The sequence below is a fragment of the Terribium retamae genome (genome assembly GCF_022347545.1).
GTDB lineage: Bacteria > Pseudomonadota > Alphaproteobacteria > Rhizobiales > Rhizobiaceae > Mesorhizobium > Mesorhizobium retamae.
The window spans coordinates 245,337-267,214 of the sequence record NZ_JAKREW010000001.1; the positions used below are offsets into that span (position 1 = coordinate 245,337).

The window sequence follows — 21,878 nt, forward strand, 5'->3', positions numbered from 1 at the left end:
AGGTGATGTCGTCGCTGTCGCGCTTGATCGCGCCACTTCGTTTCGGAAGATGGTCGCGTGCGATGCTTGCCGCTTCGATCATGCTCGTTCTGCAGGCCTGTTCCGTCGAGCTCTATTCCGGTCTCAACCAGCGCCAGGCCAACGAGATCGTGGCCACCCTGATCCGTCACGGCATCCCGGCCCAGCGAGAGGCCGGCAAGGACGGAACGATGACGGTCTTCGTGGAGAAGGACCGTTTTGCCGAAGCGATGGCGATCCTCGATGAGAGCGGATTGCCAAAACAGGAATTCCAGACGCTTGGCGACGTCTTCAAACGCAGTGGCATCGTCTCGTCTCCTGCCGAAGAGCGTGCGACCATGATCTATGGCCTGAGCCAAGAGCTTTCGCGGACGATATCCGAAATCGACGGAGTGCTGTCTGCGCGTGTTCATCTGGTACTGCCTGAAAACGACCCGCTGAAACAGGGACTCGTGCCGTCTTCTGCCTCGGTTTTCATCCGGCATCGGGCCTCCGTTCCCTTGAACGACCTGATCCCGCAGGTGAAGATGCTCGTGGCCAAGGGAGTTGCCGGGCTCACTTACGACAATGTGTCGGTGACGCTCGTACCGGTGGCGGCAACGCCGGAACTGTCGACTGGCGAAGCCGGCTTCACGACATTCCTCGGTTTGTGGCTCCACCCTGACAGCGTGGCGGCTGCGCAGTGGCTGTTCTATGGGATGATCGCGGTCATTGCCGCTCTCGCGGGGTGGGTGGTCTATTCACGATGGTACCGGCGGCCCAGCGTTTATGCGCTTGAGGTTCCGGCGAAAAAAGCGTGACACCGTTGGCCGAGCGAGAGGAAGCCATCCATTCGGACTGGCAGGAATTCTGGTCGAACCCCGCCGGGTACGCCGATGCGGGCTGGTTGTCTGATTGTTTTGGCGGCCAGATTGGCTTCGATGCTTGCGAGCGCATGCTGGAGACCTCCCGGTTGCAGCCAAGACTGTCGAAAATCCTGGCAGAGCGGCATGAATTGACCACGAAATATCCACCCCGTCCGCCTGAGCCAACCGACCTTCGGATTGCGCTTGCTTCAGGTGACGAACTCGAGAGATTTGCCCTGCGCGCAGGCGCAATCTATTGGGCGAACAGCCTCGCCGCGGTCATCGACGGGCGTCAGGCCAGCGCCATCCAGGCTGCCTTGGGACCGGAACTCTGCGCCCTCGCTGTAGCCAACAGGGACATTTCCGGCCCGGTCAAGGCGCTGGAGCCTTTGGAGGGTCTGAGCGGCAGGATATTCGCCGATGGTTTGAGCTGTCTTGAGTCATGGCTGCAGGACATGCCGCAGCAACTGAGCAAACGGGTGCGGTTACGGCTGGCTAATGGATTGGCCGGTCTGGGTGACGCAACGCAAGTTGCCGAACTTGGCGCGCGGATCTTTCGCCGCGCCGCGGAATAGCAAAATGGCAAGCAGCGAAGCCAACCGAACCAATCTACCACGGCCACGTGCGCGCATATTGCGCGCTGACGAAGTCAAGGCATGGCAGGAAGGGCATGCGTTTCTTGGGCAGGCCAAGGCGGAAGCGCAGAAGCTGAACGATGCAGCCAAGCGCGCTTATGCTGTCGAATACGCGCAGGGCTACAAAGACGGCAAGGCGCAAGGGGAGATAGAAGCCGCGCGACTGATCGCCGACACATCTGCCAGGGTTGATCGCTACCTAGCAGGCCTCGAGGGCGAAGTTGCCGGCCTTGCGCTCGATGTCGTACGTCGTGTGCTTGGTCAATTCGATGTCGGCACGCTGGTTGCCAGTGCAGCAAGGCAGGCGATCTCCGAAGTTCGGCGCGCGAAATATCTGAAGTTTCGGGTGCATCCGCAGAATATCAGCCGGCTCCGAGACGAGCTTAACCTTGCCCTGCAGGACAGCGATCTCGGCATGTCGGTGGAAATCGATGCCGACGACACGCTGGCGCTCGAGGCCTGCATTCTTTCCACGGATATGGCTGTAATCGATGCTGGGATAGAAGCGCAGCTTGTAGCAATCACCGCAGCGATAGCCTCCAAGTCACAGGGGGGCTCGTGACAGGGGATCGTACCGCCGTCGAAGACCGCCTGGCTTCGATCATGCCCGGTTTGCGTTCCGGGCTGAGCGAGGATGCGAGCCGTCCGAAAAAGGGGCGCGTGCGGCGTGTTTTGGGTACCGTCATCCATGCCGCGGTCGAGGACGCCAGGATCGGCGAAATCTGCGAATTGGTCGACAGGAGAACCGGCCGGACCATGAAGGCGGAGGTGGTCGGCCTGCTGGAAGAGACTGCCGTCCTCGTGCCGCTTGGCGATCTGACCGGGCTGTCGAGCCTGACGGAGGTAATTCCCACCAAGAAGGATCAGCAGGTACCGGTGGGACCCGGTCTGCTGGGAAGAGTCATCAACGCGCTCGGTGAACCACTCGATGGTAAGACACTGACACTGGATGGCGCGTACCCGGTTCATGCTTATCCGCCATCGCCGCTTCAGCGCCGCCTGATCTCCGAACCCATTCAGCTTGGTATTCGGGCCATCGACGGTTTGCTGACTTGCGCCAGAGGGCAGCGGATCGGTATTTTTGGCGAGCCCGGTGTCGGCAAGTCTATCCTGTTGTCCAACATCGTCACGGCTACCGATGCCGATGTCGCTGTCGTCGCCCTTGTGGGCGAGCGCGGACGCGAAGTTCGCGAATTCGTGGAACGGCAACTCGGAACGGAAGGGTTGGCGCGTGCGGTTGTCGTGGTGGCGACCTCCGACCGACCGGCCATCGAGCGGGTCAAGGCCGCCTATGTTGCCACGACGATCGCCGAATATTTCCGTGACCAGGGCAAGCATGTGCTGCTGGCGATGGACAACATCACCCGTTTTGCCCGAGCGCAGCGCGAGATCGGCTTGGCCTCGGGCGAGCCACCGACGCGACGCGGGTTTCCCTCATCACTCTTTGCAGCGCTGCCGCGCCTGCTTGAGCGCTCTGGCCCAGGCGCAAGCGGTTCCATTACCGGTCTCTACAGCGTTCTGCTGGAGGGCGATGGAACATTCGACCCTGTCGCCGAGGAGGTGCAAGCCTTGCTCGACGGGCACATCTTCCTGTCCAGCGAGCTCGCGCAGCGCAACCATTTTCCGGCAATCGATGTGCTACGCAGTCGCAGCCGGCTCATGGAGACCGTAGCCCCCAGCCAACATCGAGCAGACGCAGCACGTCTGCGGCAACTGATGGCCCGTTATGCAGACATCGAATTGCTCGTTCGGGTCGGCGAATACAAGGCCGGCAGCGATCCGCTGGCTGATGAAGCCATGACCAAGATCGACGCCATAAATTCCTTCCTGCAGCAGGCTTCGGTCACAAGTGAAAATCTGGAGGGAACGCGCCAGCGCATGAGGGAGATCGCCGGTGAAAAAAAATGAGATGATGACCCAATTGCAAAAGCTGCGACAACGCCGGGAGGACCACGCACGCGGGATCGTTGCAGCACATCAGGCCAGCGTCCAAGCGGCCAGGCAAGATGTCGAAATGGCATCACAACTGCTTACGGAGCATATGCAACGGGCCATCGAGGAGCAGGACGCGGCAGTCGCTGGCCTCGTCGACCGCGTCGTAAAGGCCTCCGAGCTCCATATGGCGCAGAGCCGATACGAGGCATCATCAGCGAAAACCGGGCAGATCAGGGCCCAAAGCGAGGCGGCAGTCCTTGTGCAAAAGCAGCGCGAAGCAGGGTTGGCCGTCGCTCAACAACATCACCTGCAAAGCAGGAAGGCCCTCATGAAGCTGGAGACGCTATCTGATCAGCTCGAAAAGCGAACGGCTCCCCGCCGCGCCGCCGCGGCTGAACTCCTCGACGACGAGGCGCGTCCAAATACAGCCGTCGCGCTCAAGCAATGACTTTCGATGAACGTGCAGGTGACAGTTCGATGTCTCGATCCCTGACGTCGGCGAAGGTCAAAACACAGCGCAAGCCTGCCAAGCGAAGTCTCAACGGCGATTCGGCCGCTGACGTCGTGAAACTGGAAGCACTATCGCCGGATCAGGCGGCAGCTTTGAACGCCTTTTACAAAAACCGACCGGCAGCCGATATCGAGATCGCGGGGCAGCCGGCCAAGATCGCCGCGGCATGGCCGAGGGCGCAGATGGACGACCAGCCGTCATGCGTGCTTCGCGCAAGGGTTGGAGACGATACCGCCGAACTCCATGTGCCGCTATCTCTGGTCGGGCAGGTACTGGCGACGGTGGAGCCGACGGCGAGACTGGAGAACCTTTTGCCTCCGCACGCAGCCCTCTTGCTGGAGGCTGCTCTGGCCGACGAATTGGACTGGATCGAGTCAAAATTGCAGGCGCCGATGGAACTCGTGACCATCGAGGAACAGACGCCTCCGGCCGGTATGTCACCCTTCAACTTAGTCCTATCCGTTGACGGACACGCAATGGACTGCGCGTTGTCGTTGAGCGACGGCGCGCTGCTTGCAAGGCTCGGTGCATTGCTCGACGAAGCGGTTTCCGGCCAACCTCCGCTGCCGGCCACACTCCCTTTGCCCGTTCGCCTTTGGCGCGACGTCCTCACGATCAATCTGGGCGAGGCGAAGGGGCTGCAATCAGGAGACGTCGTATTGTTTGCCGAGCAAGCGGCAACTGTTCTGATCATCGGCGACAAGCTGGTTGCCCCTGCCGGCATGACCGCGGCAGGCCCTCAGCTTCTTGCCGTGCCAGTCGCAATTGCCGGATCAAAATGGGAGTGGATGATGGGGCAAGAAACCGGGGCCACAGGCCAGACGCTTGATGACGCGACGCTTGAGGACCTTCCGATCGCGCTGGCTTTCGAGGTTGGACGCAAAACGATGCCCCTTGGCGACGTCCGGCAGCTGACCGCTGGGGCTGTCGTGCAGTTGGATGCAACAGGGCAGGGCGTGGACATCCTCGCCAATGGCAAGCGAGTAGGGCAGGGCGAAATGGTCAGGATCGGTGAAAGTCTTGGCGTGCGGGTTATCCGCATGTTCGACAATGCTTGAAGCCTCCCCAAATCTCCTCGGCATTTTGGTGGCTGTCGGCTTTGTCGGCCTGCTGCCGCTTGCCGTGGTGACCATGACAGGTTTCCTGAAGATCTCGGTTGTGCTGTTTCTCATACGCAACGCGCTTGGCGTGCAGCAGATGCCGCCGAACCTCGTGCTCTACGGCATCGCGCTTGTTCTGACAGTCTATGTCACCACGCCGTTGATAAGCGAAATGGGCACGAGGCTGCAGGAGGGACAGGTCCAGTTCCAGACAACTGACGACCTCGCAAGAGCCGCGCAATTGATGAAGCAGCCGCTTCAGCAACATCTGATCAAATTCACCCACCCGCGCGAACGCCAGTTCTTTCTCGATGGCACCACGCGCCTATGGCCTGAGCAGGCACGCCAAAACCTCAAGGACGATGACCTTTCCATCCTGGTTCCTGCCTTTGTCGCCTCCGAACTCACCCGTGCATTCGAGATCGGCTTCCTGCTCTACATTCCGTTCCTCATCATCGACATCGTCGTTGCCAACGTCCTGATGACGCTCGGCATGATCATGGTTTCGCCGGTATTGATCTCGATTCCGCTGAAATTATTGCTTTTCGTTGCCATAGACGGCTGGTCGCGGCTGATGCACGGCCTCATCCTCAGTTACAGCTGAAGAGGCGGTGAAGCGTGAACAGCGATTTCATCCTCGCAAAAGTCCAAAATGCACTGATTACGATCCTGCTTGCATCCAGCCCGGCAATCATCGCGGCGCTGGCTGTCGGACTGCTGGTTGGACTTGCCCAGGCGCTGACGCAAATCCAGGATCAGTCGCTACCTCAGACGATCAAGCTGGTGGTGATCCTCGTGGTTATCATCATTGTCGGCCCGCTGATTGCCCAGCAGATCGCCGAACAAGCCTCTGCGGTGTTTGACGAATTTCCGTCAGCGACCCGCTGAGGCGCCCGATGCCGGTCGAGCCACTTTTCGCATCGCTCAAGGACCTGCAGCTCTACCTTCTGGCAGGAGCCTTCGTGTTGGCGCGCCTGGGTGGCTTCATGCTGATGATGCCGCTCTTCTCACGTGTGCCGCTGTCCGGACTGTTGCGCAACGGGGTTGCGTTGGCGCTGGCGGTTCCGATCCTGCCGATGCTCATGCAAACGCTGGCAGGGCTACAGATCACCGGTGCGATGATCGTTGTCTATATCCTCAAAGAACTTCTGGTCGGTATTGCGCTGGGATTGGCGATGGGCGTGCCGTTCTGGGCTGCCGAAGCAGCGGGCGATATCCTCGACCTTCAGCGCGGTTCGAGCATGGGAAGCCTCATCGACCCGATGATGACGCATGAGACCAGCGCCACCGGCACGCTGCTCGCCATCGTCATGATCGCAATCTATCTCGCAGCCGGTGGGCTGGAGCTGTCGTTGAACGCTGTCTACGACAGCTACGGTCTCTGGCCGGTCGAACAGTTGATGCCGGTATTCAGCAAGGAAGCCGCCGGAGTTTTCCTGGAAATGTTGAACCAATTGCTGAAAATGGCGCTGACACTGGTGTTTCCGCTGATTGTCAGCATGCTGTTGTCCGACATCGTTCTCGCTTTTCTGGCGCGCGCTTCTCCACACTTCAATGTCTTCAGCCTGTCGCTGATCGTGAAGACGCTGGTCTTCAGCTTCGTCTTTGTTCTCTACGCCGCATTTCTTCTGTCATACATGAGACGCGATCTCGGTTTTCTGCACGAAGCTATAAGACAGATCAAATTGCTCAGCTGTGCAGGGTGCCAGTAACGGCAATCGCATGCTGGCTAATAAATACAATTTATTGTCAGGAGAAAATTCTGGTGATTTGACAAGCGGTGCCACTGGCTTCGATTTTAGCGCTTCCTGAAGAGTCTAAGCAATGTGGACTACCTGGAAACATGGGGCGTCAGACCGGTTCAATCGTCGAGGATCTACGACTGGTCGAACCCGACCGGTTACGCCGCCTAGTCAGGGCTGGGGCCTACAAGGGCGCAACGGGCGGTCTGGCACGCGGAAAATTGCAAGCGAATGTGGTTGTCGTGCCGCGGCGTTTCGCTGCTGATTTTCACAAATTTTGTCTCGCCAATCCCAAAGCATGCCCACTGGTCGGAGTCGGCCGCGCGGGCAGCCCCTTTGTTCCGGCCCTAGGCAATGTCGACATCCGCACGGATGCACCCCAATACAGTATCTACTGCTACGGCGAGTTCGTGCATCGCACTTCCCACATCGTTGATCTCTGGCGGCAGGATTTTTCCGCTTTTGCACTTGGAAGTTCGCTGAGTTTCGAGGCTGCTCTGATGGAGAAGGGGGTCGAGCTGCTCCACCGCCGCGCTAACGAAACCGTGCCGAAATATCGGACCAGAATCAGAAGTCGTGCTGTCGGCCCGTTTAGCGGCCACCTGGTCGTTGCGATGCGTTCGATCCGGGCCTGCGATGTCGACAAGGTCAGAGCGATTACCGCGCGTTTTCCCAATGCGCACGGCTCACCCTTCCATGTCGGGGATCCTTCCATTCTCGGAATCAACGATCTCAACGCCCCCGATTGGGGAGATGCAGCTGAAATCGGCAAGGACGAGGTCCCCGTATTCTGGGCGAGCAGCGTCACTGCCCAGGAGGCTCTCGTCCACGCGGAGCTGGCGATCGCCATCACCGCTTCACCCGGCCATCTGCTGATCACAGATCTTGACGCGATGGTTTACGAGGGCGTCGCAAGGGTCGCTTGATCGACTTGCTCGTGGATGAGCGGGCACCGCCAACGATCAGACCTTCAAGAACGTTGACAAACGAGCCCGGAGAAGGAACGTCCTCTCCATGGCGATCAATCAACTTCTCTCCATTGCCGTTATCATCTTGATGATGGTGGCCTTCATCTGGGGACGGCTGCGTTACGATCTCGTCGCTTGCATCGCGTTGATCGCTGCGCTCGCGGTCGGTGTTGTCCCTTACGACCGAGCCTTTTCAGGCTTCAGCGACGACATCGTCATCATCGTAGGGAGCGCATTGCTGGTCAGCGCCGGCGTTGCGCGCTCCGGCGTCATGGAATTCGCAATCCAGCGCTTTGCACCCAATGTGACCAGCATTCCGGCGCAACTGGTGCTGCTGGTCGCCGTCGTCACCGTCCTGTCGGCCTTCGTCAAGAACATCGGCGCGCTGGCAATCATGATCCCCATCGCCTTTCAGTTTGCCCGAAAGTCCAACAGTTCGCCGTCTGTCTTTCTGATGCCGATGGCTTTCGGTTCATTGCTCGGCGGGCTGATGACGCAGATCGGCACCTCGCCGAATGTCGTGGTTTCGCGCATTCGCGAGGAAATTACCGGCAGTTCATTCACTATGTTCGATTTCACACCGGTTGGGGCCGCTCTGGCTGCCGCCGGAATCGTCTTTTTGTCGCTGTTTTACTGGCTCGTTCCGGCCCGGGTTCGCGAAACCGGATCCGTCCAGGATGCGCTGGACGTCAACAACTACGTTACCGAAGCATTGGTCGTGTCCAATTCAACTGTAAACGGCAAAACAGTCGCCGAGCTGATGAATTTTGCCGGCGGCGAAGTGGTGGTTACGTCGATCCTGCGCTCGCGCACGTTTCACATCGCGCCTTTGCCGGACGCAAAGCTGCGCGAAGGCGATATCGTTCTGCTCGAAGGCTCACCGGAAGCGCTCGACCGAGTCGTCGCTCAGGCCAAATTGGACCTGACTGACGGTCGCCAGGCCCCCGATGAGGGTAGCGGCGAAGCTTACATGACGGTCGAAGCGGTTCTGGGGGAAAGTTCGCCTTTGATCGGCTGGTCGGCACAGCGACTGGCGCTCTATGACCGCTACGAGATCAATCTCCTGGCCGTCAGCCGCAAAGGCGAGCGCATCAGCGAGCGATTGGGGGCGCTGCCCCTGCGGTTGGGTGATGTGTTGCTGCTGCAGGGTAAGCGGACACGGCTGCCGGATATCTTGCGCGAACTTGGCGCGCTGCCGCTCGCGGAGCGGCCGATCCTGCTCGGCAGCGTGCGCGGCGGTAGCATTCCGATCCTGATCCTGGCGGCCGCGATGATCGCGACGACGTCAGGGTTCGTCCCCATACCCGTGGCCTTCTTCACGGCGGCGGTCGCCATGGTGCTTTTTCGCGTGGTGCCGATACGTGACATATACAATGCCATCGACGGGCCGATATTGGTCATGCTCGCCGCGCTCATCCCAGTTTCAGACTCCCTGCGCCGCAGCGGCGCGACCGATGTGATCGCAATGTGGCTTGCCGAACTGGGCTCGAAATTGCCACCGGCCGGAGCACTGGCACTTATTCTCGTCGTCGCCATGGCGGTGACGCCATTTCTCAACAATGCGGCAACGGTGCTCGTCGTGGCGCCGGTTGCTGCAGGCTTCGCATCAACGCTCGGCTATCATCCGGAAGCCTTCCTGATGGCTGTCGCCATCGGTGCAGGTTGCGATTTCCTGACCCCGATCGGTCACCAATGCAACACACTTGTAATGGGGCCGGGGGGCTATCGGTTCACCGATTATCCGCGGCTTGGGCTGCCGCTTTCCATTTTGGTGATTGCGGTGGCTGTCCCGATGCTGATGCTGGTCTGGCCGTTGAAGTGAAATAGAAATAGGGCGCGTTGTTCTTTCCACAGCGTCAAGGCAATTCACGGAATTGCATAACGGCCTGCCTCGTGAAAGCGGCTGGTGCCCGCCTGCCACTTTTGTAGGCTCAAGAGCCGGCAGGCGGGCTGCTTCCCGTCGATGTGCACCCCGAGCGATGAAGCAGCGGCGAACATACCCTTTCGGCAGGAAGGCGACACTGTACTTTTTAGCTATTGCTTACCTTGGCAAAGCGAGCCGACCGCCGGCTCCAGCGGGGTGCACGTCGGAATAGATGCCGGCGGTCGGAGTGCCATCTTCGCGAAGGCTGACCATCTTAATCAGAAAGGTCCCTTGCAAACAATCATCCTGCAGAATGATCAAATGTACAGACCAATTCGACAGGTTAACGCCACGCCGCCGCCGCGTCGTAGGTATCGAATACGGGAGCTTCGGCACTCTCATAGACATGCACCGCCAAGCCGCCGGGTGTCGCGTCAACGCTTACCAGCTTGAAGCCGGCGGGCATGGCGCCGTCCCGGAACAGTTTACGGCCTTTTCCCAGAACGACAGGCGCAACCACAAGCCGAAGCTCGTCGATCAAGCCCGCCTCCAGCAGCGAATGAGCAAGCCGTCCGCTGCCATGAATCTGAAGTTCCCGCCCCGGCGTCTCCTTCAAATCAGCGACGCGAGCTGCGATGTCTCCCGAAAGGATGGTCGTAGGAGCCCACGAGGCGTCTTTCATGGAGTGTGATGCAACATATTTCGGCAGACCATTCATTTTGCTGGCAATTGGATCGTTTGGGTCGTCCATCTTCGGCCAATCGCGAGCGAAACTCTCATAGGTCCGGCGTCCGAACAGGAATGCATCGGCCTGTCCGACCCAGGCAGAGACGGTCTGCATGAAGGTCTGCTCGAGGTAGGGGACAAACCAGCCGCCTCGCGCGAAGCCATCGCTCGTATCCTCATCGGGCGCACCCGGTCCTTGGCATACGCCGTCGAGCGACAAGAATTCCATCAAGACAAGCTTCATAGCGAGACCCTCTATGTGATCGCGCGTGATTACGCGTCCGCTTAGGTAATTAGTTATCCTTATGGCTAACTAACGAAAGAAATCACTTAGCGCAAGGGCTAACTATAAACGATGAAACCCGACCCCGGTTGATCGCAGTGCTACAATCGAAGATAGTCATAGCCGCAAGCAGCGGAGCAGGCCTATGAGCACGCCCACGTCTCGCCAGGTGAAAAAGCGCCAGGCTGTCGCCGATGCGCTCAACCGCCACAAGATCTTTGTCAGCTCCCGGCGCTTCAAGGCCGGCGAGGAGCCTACCTATCGCGTCATCGTCGCCAATGAAGCCTATATCGTAGGACAGCGCACGCTCGATCAGCTTCACAAAGGCTATCGTCCCGCCGAACTTGGCCTGGAACCCCTGCGTGAGGAAGCGGGCGAATAAGCGCTTCCATGGCGGATTCTTCCAAACTCCAGCCTTATCGTTCGAAACGCAACTTTGCGAAGACGCCGGAACCTTCCGGCTCACTGGCCGGCGACGATAGCAACCGCTTCGTCGTGCACAAGCATCACGCCACCGCCGATCATTATGATCTCCGCCTGGAGATCGACGGCGTGCTGAAGAGCTGGGCGGTGCCACGGGGGCCATCACTCAATCCGGCGGACAAGCGCCTCGCCGTCCAGACCGAGGACCATCCGCTCGACTATATCGATTTCGAAGGCGTCATTCCAGAAGGCGAATATGGCGGTGGTCCGATGATCGTCTGGGACACCGGCATCTGGGCTCCGATGGAGGATGTCGAGACTTCACTCAAGAAGGGTGCCTTCAAATTCCGGCTGTTCGGCGAGAAGCTGAAGGGAGGTTGGATGCTGACGAGGATGAAGGCGAAAGAGGATGAAGACAAAGTCAACTGGTTGCTGTTCAAGGAGCGCGATCAGTCGGCCGACATCGAGTTGGACATCCTCGCCAAGCGCCCGGAAAGCGTGAAATCGGGACGACGCATCGAGGAGTTGGTTGCCAAACCGAAGTCGGGCAGGGCAATCGCACCGAAGCCGGCAAAGGTTCCCGGTGCCGTCCGAGAGGCGATGCCCGCTCGCCTCGAACCACAACTGGCAACGGCCGTGCCAAGCCCGCCTGCGGGTAAAGGCTGGCTGCATGAGATAAAGTTCGACGGCTACCGCACTGCGGCGCATGTCAACGAGGGTGTCGTCACCTTCATCACCCGCAGTGGTCTAGACTGGTCGAAGCGCTACGGACGTTTGAAGATGGCCTTCGAGAGCCTTGCTTGCGAAAGCGCCATCATCGATGGCGAGATCGTCGTTACCGACGACAAGGGCATCAGCCGATTTGCGGCTCTTCAAGACGCGCTAGCCGCCGGCGAGACCCACAAGCTCACCTTCTACGCCTTCGACCTGCTCTATATCGACGGGTGGGATCTGACCAAGGTCGCATTGGAAAAGCGTAAGGAACTGCTCGGTCAATTGCTCGGTGGCGTCACCGCGAAGAGCGCTCTGCAGCTCAGCGATCATGTCAGTGCCGATGGCGCCGCGCTCTACGAGCAGGCTTCGGAAATGGGACTGGAAGGGATCGTTTCGAAACAGGCAGCCTCGGTTTATTCTCCCGGCCGCTCCACGGCGTGGGCGAAGGTGAAGGCGCGTGCGGTCGGCGATTTCGTCATCGCCGGCTACACCGTCTCGGAAGCAGCCGAAGGCCTGGCGGCGCTGGCGCTCGCCGAATGGGTCGACGGCGAACTGGAATATCGCGGCAAATGCGGTTCCGGCTTCGATGCCGAGACGCTGCCGATGCTGCTGGCCAGGCTGCAGACCCTGCAGGCCGACGCGGTCAAGTTGGAGGGGATGCCCCGCGAAGTCATTCCCGTCCGGCCGGTGCTGATGGCGCATGTCCACTATGCCAATCGTACCGGCGACAATGCGCTGCGCCATGCCGTGTTCAAGGGGCTGCGCGAAGCCGAGCTTTCGGCACGTGCGGCAGCGCCGCGCAAGCGCCTGATTTCCGATGCCGATCTGGCTGGGATTTTTGTCACCAACCCAACGCGCCGCATCTTCGGCAAGACCGGGCCGACCAAGCTCGACATTGCCGTCTATTATGCCGCCGTCGGTGATTTCATGCTGCCGCATATCCTCGGCCGGCCGGTGTCACTGGTGCGCTGCCCGACAGTCAAGCCGGAGGACTGTTTTTTCCAACGACATGCCTTTACCGGCATGCCCGCGACGATGGTGTCGTTTGAGACACAAAATTCCGATGGCGAAGCCAGGAGCTACATCGCGGTTGAAGACGCTAAAGCCTATCTTGCACTCGCGCAGTTTGGTGTCGTCGAATTCCATATCTGGGGTTCGCACCGGCAGAGCATCGACAAGCCGGATCGCGCCGTCTTCGACCTTGACCCCGGCGAGGGCATCGGCTGGCGCGAAGTGGTCGAGGCTGCCATCCACGTTCGTGGCGAGCTGGAAAACTTCGGCCTGGTGCCGTTCGTGAAGACATCGGGCGGTAAGGGCATCCATGTCGTGGTGCCGGTGAAAAAGAAAATAGGTTGGCGGCAGTTCCACCAAGCCTGCAGCGAAATCTCCACCCGCATCGCAGCAACTGCGCCGGAAACCTTCACCACCACCATGGGGGCGGAGAACCGCCGCAAGCGCATTTTCATCGACTTTCATCGCAATGCCCGCAGCCATACGGCGGCCGCGCCCTACACGCTGCGCAGGCGTCCGCATATGCCGGCTTCGACCCCGCTGGAGTGGAACGATCTGGAATCCATCGACGCTGCCGAGGATTTGAATTATTCTTCGCTCCCAGGCCTGTTGGCCGCATCCGGTGATCCTTGGGCGGATATGGATGATTTTGCCCGGGAACTGCCGGCGCCTGCGAAGGCGAAGAAGTAGCGTTGTGTCGTCGCGTAGGAGGCGGAATTGGCACCAAGGGCAAGTTGGAAAGGCTATCTGAAACTCAGTCTGGTGAGTTGCCCCGTGCGGCTCTATCCAGCGACGAGCACGAAGGAGCGGATCTCCTTCAATCAATTGCACAAGAAGACGCACAACCGCATCAATATGAAGCCTGTCGACCCGGAACTCGGTCTGGTCGACCGTGCCGATCTGGTCAAAGGCTACGAATACGAGGACAAGCAATACGTCATCATCGACGATGCGGACCTCGAGAGCGTGCGCATCGAATCCAACCATACGATGAACATCGAAGCGTTCGTCGATGAGAAGGATGTCGACGTCATCTATCAGGACACGCCGTATTATCTAGCGCCTGACGGGGCGATGGCGGAGGAGACCTTCGTCGTCCTGCGCGAAGCCATGCGCAAGTCCGGCAAGCTGGCGGTGGCGCGCCTTGTGCTGTCCAGCCGGGAACGTGTCGTCACGATCGGCGCGCGTGAGAAAGGCATGTTCGTCTGTACGCTACGCAATCCGCATGAGGTTCGCGGCACCGCCGAATATTTCGATAACATCCCACAGGGCAAACCCGACCGCGAGATGCTGCAGCTAGCCGAAGCCCTGATCCAGCAGAAGCTGACCAAGTTCGACCCGAAGAATTACGAGGACCGCTACGAGGCTGCCCTGATGAACATGATCAAGGAGAAGCTGAAGGGTCACAAGCCAATCGTCGCGGCCGCACCAGAACGCGGCAATGTCGTCAACCTGATGGATGCACTGAAAGCCAGCCTCGGCCAGTCCAAGCCGCCGGCTAAGAGCAAGACCAAGACATCCGCGGCTGAGGAGAAACCCGCCAAAGTCGCCGCGAGCGGCGGCGCCAGAGCCGGTGCGAAGAGTAAGAAGTGACCTCGGTCAGAGGCAGGACATTCGGTCTCATCGGCGGCCTTGCGGCCTTTCCGCGCCGCCTGGCCGCGCGCGAGGTCGGCGTCCAGAATGGAGAACTGCAGCGCGGCGTCACCCGGCGCACCACGCATGTGATTTTCGGCCGCAAGCTGCTCGACCGCACCGATGTCTGCCGTATCGCGGCTCGTTACCGTGACGAAATAACCAAAGGCCGCCAGCCATTAAGCGAAAACGGATTTCTCAGGTTGCTTGGCCTCATCGAAGCACCGACTGGCGCGACGCTGAGCCGCCAGTCGATCCTCGATCAGTCCAAGTTGGCTCCAGAGGATTTCGACCTGCTCGCGCTGTTTGATGCCTTCGAACACGATACCGAACCCTTTTCGTTCCGCGACCTGATCCTGGCCAAGAAATATGCCGGACTGATCGCATCAGGGGCCAGTTGGGGCACGATCGCACGGTCGGTACGACGCTCCGGCTCGATCGCCTCGCTTACTGCGCTTTCGCTGCATGCCGACCGAGACAACGCCATCTATGCGCGCTCCGACGATGGCGTCAGCGAACTCGACGGTCAGGCGCTGCTGCCGCTTGAACGCGCCGAACCGGAAGATCTCGAAGAGCTGTTTGCACTCGCCGAAGAGGCTGAGGAAGAGGGCAGGCATGGCGATGCCGCCGATCTCTACCGGCGCTGTATAGCCATCGACCCGAGCGATCCCGTCACCTTCTTCAACCGCGGCAATTGCCTGCTTGCCGCCGGCCGTACCAAGGAAGCCGAACAATCCTATCTCGAAGTACTGAAGCGCGATCCGCGTTTCGTCGAAGCCTGGTTCAACCTGTCCGGCCTGCTTGCCGGCGAAGGCAAGAAGGACACCGCGCGCCGCCATCTGTTGGCTGCCATCGCCATCGACGGTGCCTATGCCGACGCTGTCTTCAATCTCGCCAATCTCGATTATGAAGCGGGCGATCTTACCGGTGCGCGCAAATGGTGGTCGCGTTATCTCGAACTCGACTCCACATCGCAATGGGCCCGTACCGCCAGCAATGGCATCCGCCTGATTGACCTGGCAAAAAGAACAGCGAGTTGAGCATGTCCTTCCTCTTCGACGGTCCGGAAGATGCCGGCTGTACTATCTTGCTCGCACACGGGGCAGGAGCACCGATGGACTCCGCCTCCATGAGCGCTGCTGCAAAGGCGCTTGCTGAAGCCGGCTTTCGTGTCGCACGCTTCGAATTTTCCTATATGGCGAGCCGGCGTACCGAAGGCAGTCGCAAGCCGCCGCCACGCGCTGAAACGCTCAACCCCGAATATGTCGCTGCCATCGCGAAACTCGAAGCTAAGGGACCTCTCGTCATTGGCGGCAAGTCCATGGGTGGCCGCATCGCCTCTATGGTGGCGGACGAGCTTTTCGCCTCCGGCAAGATCGCTGGCCTGCTCTGTCTTGGCTATCCGTTCCATCCGCCGGCAAAACCGCAGCAATTACGCACCAAACACCTTGCCGACCTGAAAACGCCGACGCTGATCGTGCAGGGCACGCGCGACGAGTTCGGTACGCACCAAGAGGTACCGTCCTACACGCTGTCGAATGCGATCGAGGTCTTCTGGTTGGAAGATGGCGACCACGACCTGAAGCCCCGCAAGAGTGTTTCGGGGTTCTCAGCCGCGGATCATCTCAAGACGATGGCCGGAAGGGTTTCGGCCTGGACTGAAACGCTCAAGCGCTAAGCGATGAAGATCGCGACGTTCAACGTCAATGGCATCAACGGCAGGCTCTCCGTACTGCTCGACTGGCTGGTGCAGGCCAAACCTGATGTGGTCTGCCTGCAGGAGTTGAAAGCGCCGGACGAACGCTTCCCGATCACGGCACTGCGGGCTGCCGGTTACGGCGCCGTATGGCACGGGCAGAAAAGCTGGAACGGCGTCGCGATCCTGGCGCGCGGCACCGATCCGATCGAAACGGGGCGAGGACTGCCGGGTGACGAAAGCGACACGCACAGTCGCTACATCGAAGCTGCCGTCGGCGGCATCCTTATCGCCTCCCTCTACGCACCGAACGGCAACCCGTCGCCAGGGCCGAAGTTCGACTACAAGCTGAAATGGTTCGACAGGTTGAAGACGCACGCCGCCGAGCGTCTTGCGCATGACATCCCAATCGTTCTGGCCGGCGATTACAACATCATTCCCACGGAGCGCGACGTCTACAAGCCCGAGCGCTGGCAGGACGATGCCTTGTTCCGCCCCGAAGTGCGGTTGGCATTCCAGGAACTCGTCGGCCAAGGCTGGACAGATGCCATGCGTGCCCTGCACCCCGACGCGCAAATCTACACATTCTGGGACTATTTGCGTAATGCCTGGGGCCGCAACGCCGGCCTCAGGCTGGATCACCTCCTGCTAAGCCCCGCCATTGCCGGTCAGCTGACTGCCGCCGGCGTTGATCGTGAGGTTCGCGGATGGGAAAGGGCCAGCGACCATGCTCCGGCATGGATCGAGTTGTCGATCTAGCTTTCTTCAGAGCGTTTCACTGCGCGAAGACACAACCAGTCGTTACGGAATGGATGCAACCATCCCGGATTTTATCTCTTTCGAGAGAGGAGAAGAATCCCGAGGAGGATTTCGTGAGCGATGATCTGATTTTTGGTATCTCGGCAGCCTGGCTCATTGCCCATCTCTGGTCGCTTGTTGTCGCGATTGTCGTGCTTGCCGCAGGATGGTTCATAGCCAGACTTGTATCGGGCTATACAATGTCGCTGTTGTCCAGGAGCGCGCATAGCGACCTGACGCTCGTGCCAATCGTCGGACAATCGATCCGATATGCTATCATGGCGGTGACGATTATCGTGGTGCTTGGTCAGTTTGGTGTTCAAACGGCTTCGATTCTGGCCGTGCTTGGTGCTGCGGGATTGGCGGTCGCCTTGGCTCTGCAAGGTACGTTGTCGAACATCGCCGCCGGCATCATGTTGGTCTTCCTACGCCCCTTCAACACCGGCGACTACATCGATGCCGATGGCATTGCGGGTACGGTTATCGAAGTTGGCCTGTTCTCATCGCAGTTGAAGACGAGGGAAGGCGTCTACATCTTTGCACCGAACTCCAAGCTGTCGAATGCCAAGATCCTCAATTACACACGCGAACCTTCGCGGGTGGTCGAGATGACATTCAATGTCCCACGAGACGCTGATCTTGGCGTTGTGAGGTCAACAGTTTCGCCGATGCTCAGTACAGAATTCTCGCTCCCTAATACGAGCCCTGAGATTCTGGTTGAAGCACTCAACGACGCCAATGTGACAATGACTGCCCGGGTGCCCGTAAAAAGTCGGGACTGGTGGCAGGCCCGATCGGTCTTGCAGGAAAAGCTGAAGCATACGCTGGATACGACCGATGGCTTCAGCGCATCCAGGGCGTAAGACCCTCGGCGGCATTTCGCGGCCGAGAGTCGCAGGACCCAAAAGTACTGTACCGATCCTCGTGCCAGTACAGATTGTCGAAATCGTATTCCACCGTCTCTGTCGGAACCGATTTTACATCCGTAACACGCCACTGCATGAGAAAGCCGCTATTCTCTAGTTCCGCAGAGCCAGCCGACACATCGCCTATCCTGATCGGCGCTTTGACCCCATTGAGCCGGCCGGGCTGGGTCGACGCCGGCCGCCATCTGCTCGCCGGACTTCAACTGGCCGCCGATGAAATCAATGAAGCCGGCGGAATTGCGGGAAGACCCCTTGAATTGGTGGTCCGAGATACTGCGGCGGATCCTGAGAAAGCTACGGCAGCCGTAGACGAGTTGGCTGCCCTCGGTGTGGTCGCTTTGACCGGCGAATATCACAGCGTCGTCGCTCGTGCTGCCGCTGCCGGGGCTGGTGCTCTCGGCCTGCCGTTCCTCTGCTCGTCAGCGGTGCTCGACGCGCTCACAGAACAGCCTACGAAATGGGTGGCACGTCTCGCGCCGGCGCAGTCCCAGGGCTGGCGGATCTACGCCGACTTTCTTCTTGGTGCAGGCCACAGGCGCATTGCCGCCGCTGTCGACCAGAGCGTCTATTGGGCAGCGGGAACCAGCATTCTGCGCGACCACATCACACGCGGAGGCGGCACCGTCATCGAGCTCGAAATGCGCTCGCTTACCCCTGAATCGCTGTGCGATGAACTCGCCGACAATCGCGCGACTGCGCTGCTTCTTTTGGCCGGCATTCCAGAACCGGTGGGCTCCATCGTCAAAGCGGTCCGCAATGATCGGCGTCTCGCTGAGATCATGATCGGCGCACCGGCCGGACAGCCGGAATTTCCCGAATTTGTGAGATTGCTGGAGCGGGATAGTGCCGAGATACCGTTCCTGCGCTATTTGCCCGAGCGTCTCAGTTCGGTTGGAACACGTGCGGAGGCGTCTCTTCGTCAACGATTGGGCGAAGCGCCTTCCTTCGTCGCTTTCGAAGGTTACGACACGATCGCCGTTCTCGCTGAGATATTTCGTTCTCGAGGCGTAGACCGGGAATCCATTGCCGACTCCTGGCAACACGTCGCGATTGAAGGCACTCGCGGGCAGATTCGTTTCTCTCGCGTGCCCGGCATCAGCGTTTGGCAATGGGCTTGGGCGCCGGTCCAGATCGCAGATCGTGCTCCTTCGCAGCCCCGGCAATTCAGGGTTCTTCGCACTGACTGATCCCCTGCCGTGGAATCTCCGGGAAGAGACGTGGGACCACTTCCCGCAAAGTGGACCTTGCGGACGGCGAAGCCGATCGGTTCCTTCGGCCTGCCAACAACCAGGAGGAAAAACCTTGGCTGAAGATCACAAGATCGTTGTCGCCAACGACAAGGGCGAGTTCTGGACTGACGAGCGCTGCTACATCACTGAATTGCACAACACGGAAGCGTCGCCGGAAGCCTCGTTGGCCGTCGCACGCGTCGAGGTTGGCGTGACCACACAACTGCACAGCCTCACCGGCGTGATCGAGCGCTACATTGTTCGCCAAGGCGAAGGCATGCTCGAGGTCAACGGCGTCAGGCGCAAGCTGATGGTGGGCGATCAGGCGGTCATACCGGCGCAGGCTCCGCAGCGCATCGAAAATACCGGTTCGGTCGACCTGGAATTCTATTGCCTGTGCACGCCGCGCTTCTTCCCGGAATCCTACGTCAATCTAGAACAGTAGGAGGGTCGCCTCGCTAGGCCGCGGTCCTTCGCTGCGCCAGGTCGGAAATCGTTTCGATCGCGAACTGCATCGTCTCGGCCGGGCGCACGAAGGGCAGGCGAATGAAGTCGCCAAAATTTTCCTGCGCTGAATAGCCCGGCCCGGCAGAGAGCAGGAGGCGGTGTCGCTGTGCCTCCTGGCAAAGCGACACCGTGTCGACGCCGGGCATGTGAATCCACATGGCGGTACCGCCCGCGGGTTGCGACCAATGCCAACGGCCTTGAGCCCGTTCGGAAATGAGGTCTTCGGCGGCCTTGAGATGGCTGCTGATCTCCTTGTGCCGATACGCCCGCGCCTCCTGGATGTTTTCGAGCAGGCCGACGGCAAGGTGCTGGTCGAACATCGAGCAGCCGAGGTCGTTGACCGCCTTGAAGCTTGCCAGCCGTTTTATCATCGGCGGGTTTGCGCGGATCCAGCCGATGCGGATGCCGCCCCAGAACAGTTTGGTGAGCGTGCCGATGGTGGCGATCTGGTCGGACGTTGCCTGGCCGGCGATCGGCCTCGGCGTTGCCCCGGCGATCGTCGACAGTTCGTTCTGTGCGCCATCCTCGACGAGGAAAGTTGGGTAGCGATCGAGCAGGTCGACCAGATCGCGGCGGCTCGCATCGTCGAGCGACCTTCCCGTTGGATTGTGCACTTCCGGGAACAGGTAAAGCAGTTTCGGCCGGTTCCTTAAAGCTCGTTCAAGCTGGTCCATGTCCAGGCCATGAGCGCTGATGCCGACTGGAACGATCCGGGCGTTGCGGCGGCGAAAGACCTCCAGCGAGCCGCGATAGGCGGGATCTTCCACGATCACCGCGTCCGACGCATCGACCAGTGCGTTGGCCAGCAGCCACACCGCCTGTTGCGCGCCGCTGGTGATGAGGATGTTATCGGAATGGGTGGGCAAACCCAGGTCCGTGTAATAGCGCGCGACGGCCCAGCGCAGTGCCGGCAACCCAGATGCATCGTAGCCGAGGCCGGAAGCCACGCTTGCCAGATCGGCGCCGCGCAACGCCGCCAGTGCCTCGGTCAGGATGGGAGACGGCGGTAGGGCGCCGCTGGTCATGTCGATGTCTTCAGGCAGCGCCTGCATCTCGCCCGCCAGGCGCGTGTGCGCGACACCGGGTGCATTCGCCGATGCAATAATGCGATGACCGCTGCCATGGCGGCTGTCGAGCACGCCGGCATCACGCAGTGACGCGTAGGCTGCAACGACGGATCCGCGGCTGACCGCAAGGGCGGTTGCCAGCGTCCGTTCCGACGGCATCAGGGCGCCGGCCGGCAGTTCCCTTGCCGTGATCAATCGACCGATCGCCAGGCTGAGCTGTTGGGTGACCTTGCCTTCGGTCGTTTGCCAACCGCCGATGAGCCGGCTGATACGCGCGGGTGAAATCCTGTTCATGCGTGGTCCACTTCTCGACAAGTGGACTTTGCCAGATGCCGCCCAGTAGAGCAATTTCACTTTCGGGAAACGGATAAGAGGCCTCGGTCTGGAGGTCCAAGGGGAGGAGATATGGGCTCTTTTGCCACCAGGGGCGAACATCGCCCGCTGCCTGTACGCCAGGTTGTGCCGACACGTTCGCATACAAACAAGCGCTATCTCGTTCTTGGCGGTGCAGGTGGTGCCGGTAAGGCTGCGGCAGCATTGCTGGCAGTGGAAGGCGCGTCGGTTGTCATCGGCGACGTGCGCGAACAGGCGCTGAACGAAGCGATCGCCGATCTCAACAAGGGCGGTGGCAACATCACAGCTGTCGTGGTCGACCTCGGCAATGCCGCCTCGATCGGGGCCGCGATCGATCAGGCCGAGCAGCGTCTTGGCGGCATCGACGGTCTTGTGAACTGTGCAGCCATCGTCCGTCACGTCGATCCGCTTGAAACGCCTTGGACCGATTGGGAGCGTGTCTTCGCCATCAACGTCTTCGGCGCATTCGAAGCGTCGCGCCTCGTCGCCAAGGCGATGATCGCGAAGGACATCAAGGGTGCGATCGTCAACGTCGCGTCGGAGGCCGGCAAGAAGGGCCATACCCAGTCGCTCGCTTACAGCGCCAGCAAGGCGGCGATGATCAATTTCACGCGGGTGCTGTCGGAAGTGCTCGCCCCCAACGACATCAATGTGAACTGTATCTGCCCCGGCGGCATGGCGACCGACATGCTGCGCGAGGTCGCCGTCGCTTATGGCGATCTGGTCAAACAGGCCCCCGACGACGTGTTCGAACAGCTCATCAGTTCGCAACTGCGCCGGCACATCGATCCGGTCGAAGTGGCCAGGACGATCTCGTTCCTGCTCAGCGACGACGCCATGATCATTCGCGGCCAGTCCATCAACACCGATGGCGGCGATACGCCGTATTGAGGC

At 60.1% G+C, this 21,878-nt stretch carries 23 protein-coding genes; 21 read left to right on the forward strand and 2 right to left on the reverse strand.

Annotated elements, in window-relative coordinates:
- The first annotated feature begins 5 nt into the window (after positions 1-5).
- From sctJ to L4923_RS01150, 11 genes are all read left to right on the forward strand, one after another.
- Positions 6-818 carry a type III secretion system inner membrane ring lipoprotein SctJ gene (gene sctJ / locus L4923_RS01100; RefSeq protein WP_239361406.1) on the forward strand — a complete coding sequence of 271 codons (813 nt, stop codon included), beginning with the start codon at positions 6-8 and terminating at the stop codon, positions 816-818.
- The gene (locus tag L4923_RS01105; protein ID WP_239361407.1) at positions 815-1,438 is read left to right on the forward strand and encodes a SctK family type III secretion system sorting platform protein; all 624 of its coding nucleotides are present in this window, start codon (positions 815-817) and stop codon (positions 1,436-1,438) included. The genes sctJ and L4923_RS01105 overlap by 4 nt, the downstream gene beginning before the upstream one ends.
- A 4-nt stretch (positions 1,439-1,442) precedes the next feature.
- Entirely contained in the window at positions 1,443-2,060 is a 618-nt protein-coding gene (gene sctL, locus L4923_RS01110; protein ID WP_239361414.1) for a type III secretion system stator protein SctL, read from the forward strand.
- Between the two features lie 41 nt (positions 2,061-2,101).
- The gene (locus tag L4923_RS01115; protein ID WP_239362045.1) at positions 2,102-3,406 is read left to right on the forward strand and encodes a FliI/YscN family ATPase; all 1,305 of its coding nucleotides are present in this window, start codon (positions 2,102-2,104) and stop codon (positions 3,404-3,406) included.
- Complete coding sequence (locus L4923_RS01120; protein WP_239361415.1) at positions 3,393-3,881, forward strand: hypothetical protein; 489 nt, start codon at positions 3,393-3,395, stop codon at positions 3,879-3,881. The genes L4923_RS01115 and L4923_RS01120 overlap by 14 nt, the downstream gene beginning before the upstream one ends.
- 29 nt (positions 3,882-3,910) lie before the next feature.
- Positions 3,911-5,002 carry a FliM/FliN family flagellar motor switch protein gene (locus L4923_RS01125; RefSeq protein WP_239361419.1) on the forward strand — a complete coding sequence of 364 codons (1,092 nt, stop codon included), beginning with the start codon at positions 3,911-3,913 and terminating at the stop codon, positions 5,000-5,002.
- Positions 4,995-5,648 (forward strand): type III secretion system export apparatus subunit SctR, encoded by a 654-nt coding sequence (gene sctR, locus L4923_RS01130; RefSeq protein ID WP_239361422.1) that lies wholly within the window; start codon positions 4,995-4,997, stop codon positions 5,646-5,648. Before L4923_RS01125 ends, sctR begins: the two co-directional genes overlap by 8 nt.
- A 14-nt stretch (positions 5,649-5,662) precedes the next feature.
- Positions 5,663-5,932, forward strand: a complete 270-nt coding sequence (locus tag L4923_RS01135; protein ID WP_054309953.1) for an EscS/YscS/HrcS family type III secretion system export apparatus protein — start codon at positions 5,663-5,665, stop codon at positions 5,930-5,932.
- Between the two features lie 8 nt (positions 5,933-5,940).
- Positions 5,941-6,756 (forward strand): type III secretion system export apparatus subunit SctT, encoded by an 816-nt coding sequence (gene sctT / locus L4923_RS01140; RefSeq protein WP_239361424.1) that lies wholly within the window; start codon positions 5,941-5,943, stop codon positions 6,754-6,756.
- A gap of 131 nt (positions 6,757-6,887) precedes the next feature.
- Complete coding sequence (locus tag L4923_RS01145; RefSeq protein WP_239361426.1) at positions 6,888-7,712, forward strand: D-glutamate cyclase family protein; 825 nt, start codon at positions 6,888-6,890, stop codon at positions 7,710-7,712.
- An 88-nt stretch (positions 7,713-7,800) separates the two neighbouring features.
- Entirely contained in the window at positions 7,801-9,576 is a 1,776-nt protein-coding gene (locus tag L4923_RS01150; protein ID WP_239361428.1) for an SLC13 family permease, read from the forward strand.
- 385 nt (positions 9,577-9,961) lie between these two features.
- On the opposite strand, the gene L4923_RS01155 is transcribed toward L4923_RS01150, so the two are convergent.
- Positions 9,962-10,588 (reverse strand): dihydrofolate reductase family protein, encoded by a 627-nt coding sequence (locus L4923_RS01155; RefSeq protein ID WP_239361430.1) that lies wholly within the window; start codon positions 10,586-10,588, stop codon positions 9,962-9,964.
- A 184-nt stretch (positions 10,589-10,772) separates the two neighbouring features.
- On the opposite strand from L4923_RS01155, the gene L4923_RS01160 reads away from it, so the two are divergent.
- From L4923_RS01160 to L4923_RS01200, 9 genes are all read left to right on the forward strand, one after another.
- The gene (locus L4923_RS01160) at positions 10,773-11,009 is read left to right on the forward strand and encodes a hypothetical protein (protein WP_239361432.1); all 237 of its coding nucleotides are present in this window, start codon (positions 10,773-10,775) and stop codon (positions 11,007-11,009) included.
- An 8-nt stretch (positions 11,010-11,017) separates the two neighbouring features.
- A complete protein-coding gene (gene ligD, locus L4923_RS01165) occupies positions 11,018-13,465 on the forward strand; it encodes a DNA ligase D (protein ID WP_239361436.1) in 2,448 nt (815 codons plus the stop codon).
- A 27-nt stretch (positions 13,466-13,492) separates the two neighbouring features.
- Complete coding sequence (gene ku, locus L4923_RS01170; protein WP_239361438.1) at positions 13,493-14,368, forward strand: non-homologous end joining protein Ku; 876 nt, start codon at positions 13,493-13,495, stop codon at positions 14,366-14,368.
- Positions 14,365-15,447, forward strand: a complete 1,083-nt coding sequence (locus L4923_RS01175; protein ID WP_239361439.1) for a tetratricopeptide repeat protein — start codon at positions 14,365-14,367, stop codon at positions 15,445-15,447. Before ku ends, L4923_RS01175 begins: the two co-directional genes overlap by 4 nt.
- A 2-nt stretch (positions 15,448-15,449) precedes the next feature.
- Positions 15,450-16,085, forward strand: a complete 636-nt coding sequence (locus L4923_RS01180) for an alpha/beta hydrolase family protein (RefSeq protein WP_425530887.1) — start codon at positions 15,450-15,452, stop codon at positions 16,083-16,085.
- Positions 16,086-16,088: 3 nt separating this feature from the next.
- A complete protein-coding gene (gene xth, locus L4923_RS01185) occupies positions 16,089-16,862 on the forward strand; it encodes an exodeoxyribonuclease III (RefSeq protein ID WP_239361442.1) in 774 nt (257 codons plus the stop codon).
- Positions 16,863-16,975: 113 nt separating this feature from the next.
- Positions 16,976-17,764 carry a mechanosensitive ion channel family protein gene (locus L4923_RS01190; RefSeq protein WP_239361445.1) on the forward strand — a complete coding sequence of 263 codons (789 nt, stop codon included), beginning with the start codon at positions 16,976-16,978 and terminating at the stop codon, positions 17,762-17,764.
- Between the two features lie 137 nt (positions 17,765-17,901).
- Complete coding sequence (locus L4923_RS01195; RefSeq protein ID WP_275448189.1) at positions 17,902-19,014, forward strand: ABC transporter substrate-binding protein; 1,113 nt, start codon at positions 17,902-17,904, stop codon at positions 19,012-19,014.
- A gap of 115 nt (positions 19,015-19,129) precedes the next feature.
- Complete coding sequence (locus tag L4923_RS01200; RefSeq protein ID WP_239361447.1) at positions 19,130-19,501, forward strand: cupin domain-containing protein; 372 nt, start codon at positions 19,130-19,132, stop codon at positions 19,499-19,501.
- Positions 19,502-19,514: 13 nt separating this feature from the next.
- Here the strand turns inward: L4923_RS01200 and L4923_RS01205 are convergent, their stop codons facing one another.
- Positions 19,515-20,924 (reverse strand): aminotransferase-like domain-containing protein, encoded by a 1,410-nt coding sequence (locus tag L4923_RS01205; RefSeq protein WP_239361449.1) that lies wholly within the window; start codon positions 20,922-20,924, stop codon positions 19,515-19,517.
- Positions 20,925-21,035: 111 nt separating this feature from the next.
- On the opposite strand from L4923_RS01205, the gene L4923_RS01210 reads away from it, so the two are divergent.
- Positions 21,036-21,875 carry an SDR family NAD(P)-dependent oxidoreductase gene (locus L4923_RS01210; RefSeq protein ID WP_239361451.1) on the forward strand — a complete coding sequence of 280 codons (840 nt, stop codon included), beginning with the start codon at positions 21,036-21,038 and terminating at the stop codon, positions 21,873-21,875.
- Positions 21,876-21,878: the final 3 nt, after the last annotated feature.

Coding starts and splice junctions, on each gene's coding strand:
- sctJ (WP_239361406.1), top strand. CDS start 6: ATGTCGTCGCTGTCGCGCTTGATCGCGCCACTTCGTTTCGGAAGATGG.
- sctL (WP_239361414.1), top strand. CDS start 1,443: ATGGCAAGCAGCGAAGCCAACCGAACCAATCTACCACGGCCACGTGCG.
- L4923_RS01115 (WP_239362045.1), top strand. CDS start 2,102: ATGCCCGGTTTGCGTTCCGGGCTGAGCGAGGATGCGAGCCGTCCGAAA.
- L4923_RS01125 (WP_239361419.1), top strand. CDS start 3,911: ATGTCTCGATCCCTGACGTCGGCGAAGGTCAAAACACAGCGCAAGCCT.
- sctR (WP_239361422.1), top strand. CDS start 4,995: ATGCTTGAAGCCTCCCCAAATCTCCTCGGCATTTTGGTGGCTGTCGGC.
- sctT (WP_239361424.1), top strand. CDS start 5,941: ATGCCGGTCGAGCCACTTTTCGCATCGCTCAAGGACCTGCAGCTCTAC.
- L4923_RS01145 (WP_239361426.1), top strand. CDS start 6,888: ATGGGGCGTCAGACCGGTTCAATCGTCGAGGATCTACGACTGGTCGAA.
- L4923_RS01150 (WP_239361428.1), top strand. CDS start 7,801: ATGGCGATCAATCAACTTCTCTCCATTGCCGTTATCATCTTGATGATG.
- L4923_RS01155 (WP_239361430.1), bottom strand. CDS start 10,588: ATGAAGCTTGTCTTGATGGAATTCTTGTCGCTCGACGGCGTATGCCAA.
- L4923_RS01160 (WP_239361432.1), top strand. CDS start 10,773: ATGAGCACGCCCACGTCTCGCCAGGTGAAAAAGCGCCAGGCTGTCGCC.
- ligD (WP_239361436.1), top strand. CDS start 11,018: ATGGCGGATTCTTCCAAACTCCAGCCTTATCGTTCGAAACGCAACTTT.
- L4923_RS01180 (WP_425530887.1), top strand. CDS start 15,450: ATGTCCTTCCTCTTCGACGGTCCGGAAGATGCCGGCTGTACTATCTTG.
- xth (WP_239361442.1), top strand. CDS start 16,089: ATGAAGATCGCGACGTTCAACGTCAATGGCATCAACGGCAGGCTCTCC.
- L4923_RS01195 (WP_275448189.1), top strand. CDS start 17,902: ATGAGAAAGCCGCTATTCTCTAGTTCCGCAGAGCCAGCCGACACATCG.
- L4923_RS01205 (WP_239361449.1), bottom strand. CDS start 20,924: ATGAACAGGATTTCACCCGCGCGTATCAGCCGGCTCATCGGCGGTTGG.
- L4923_RS01210 (WP_239361451.1), top strand. CDS start 21,036: ATGGGCTCTTTTGCCACCAGGGGCGAACATCGCCCGCTGCCTGTACGC.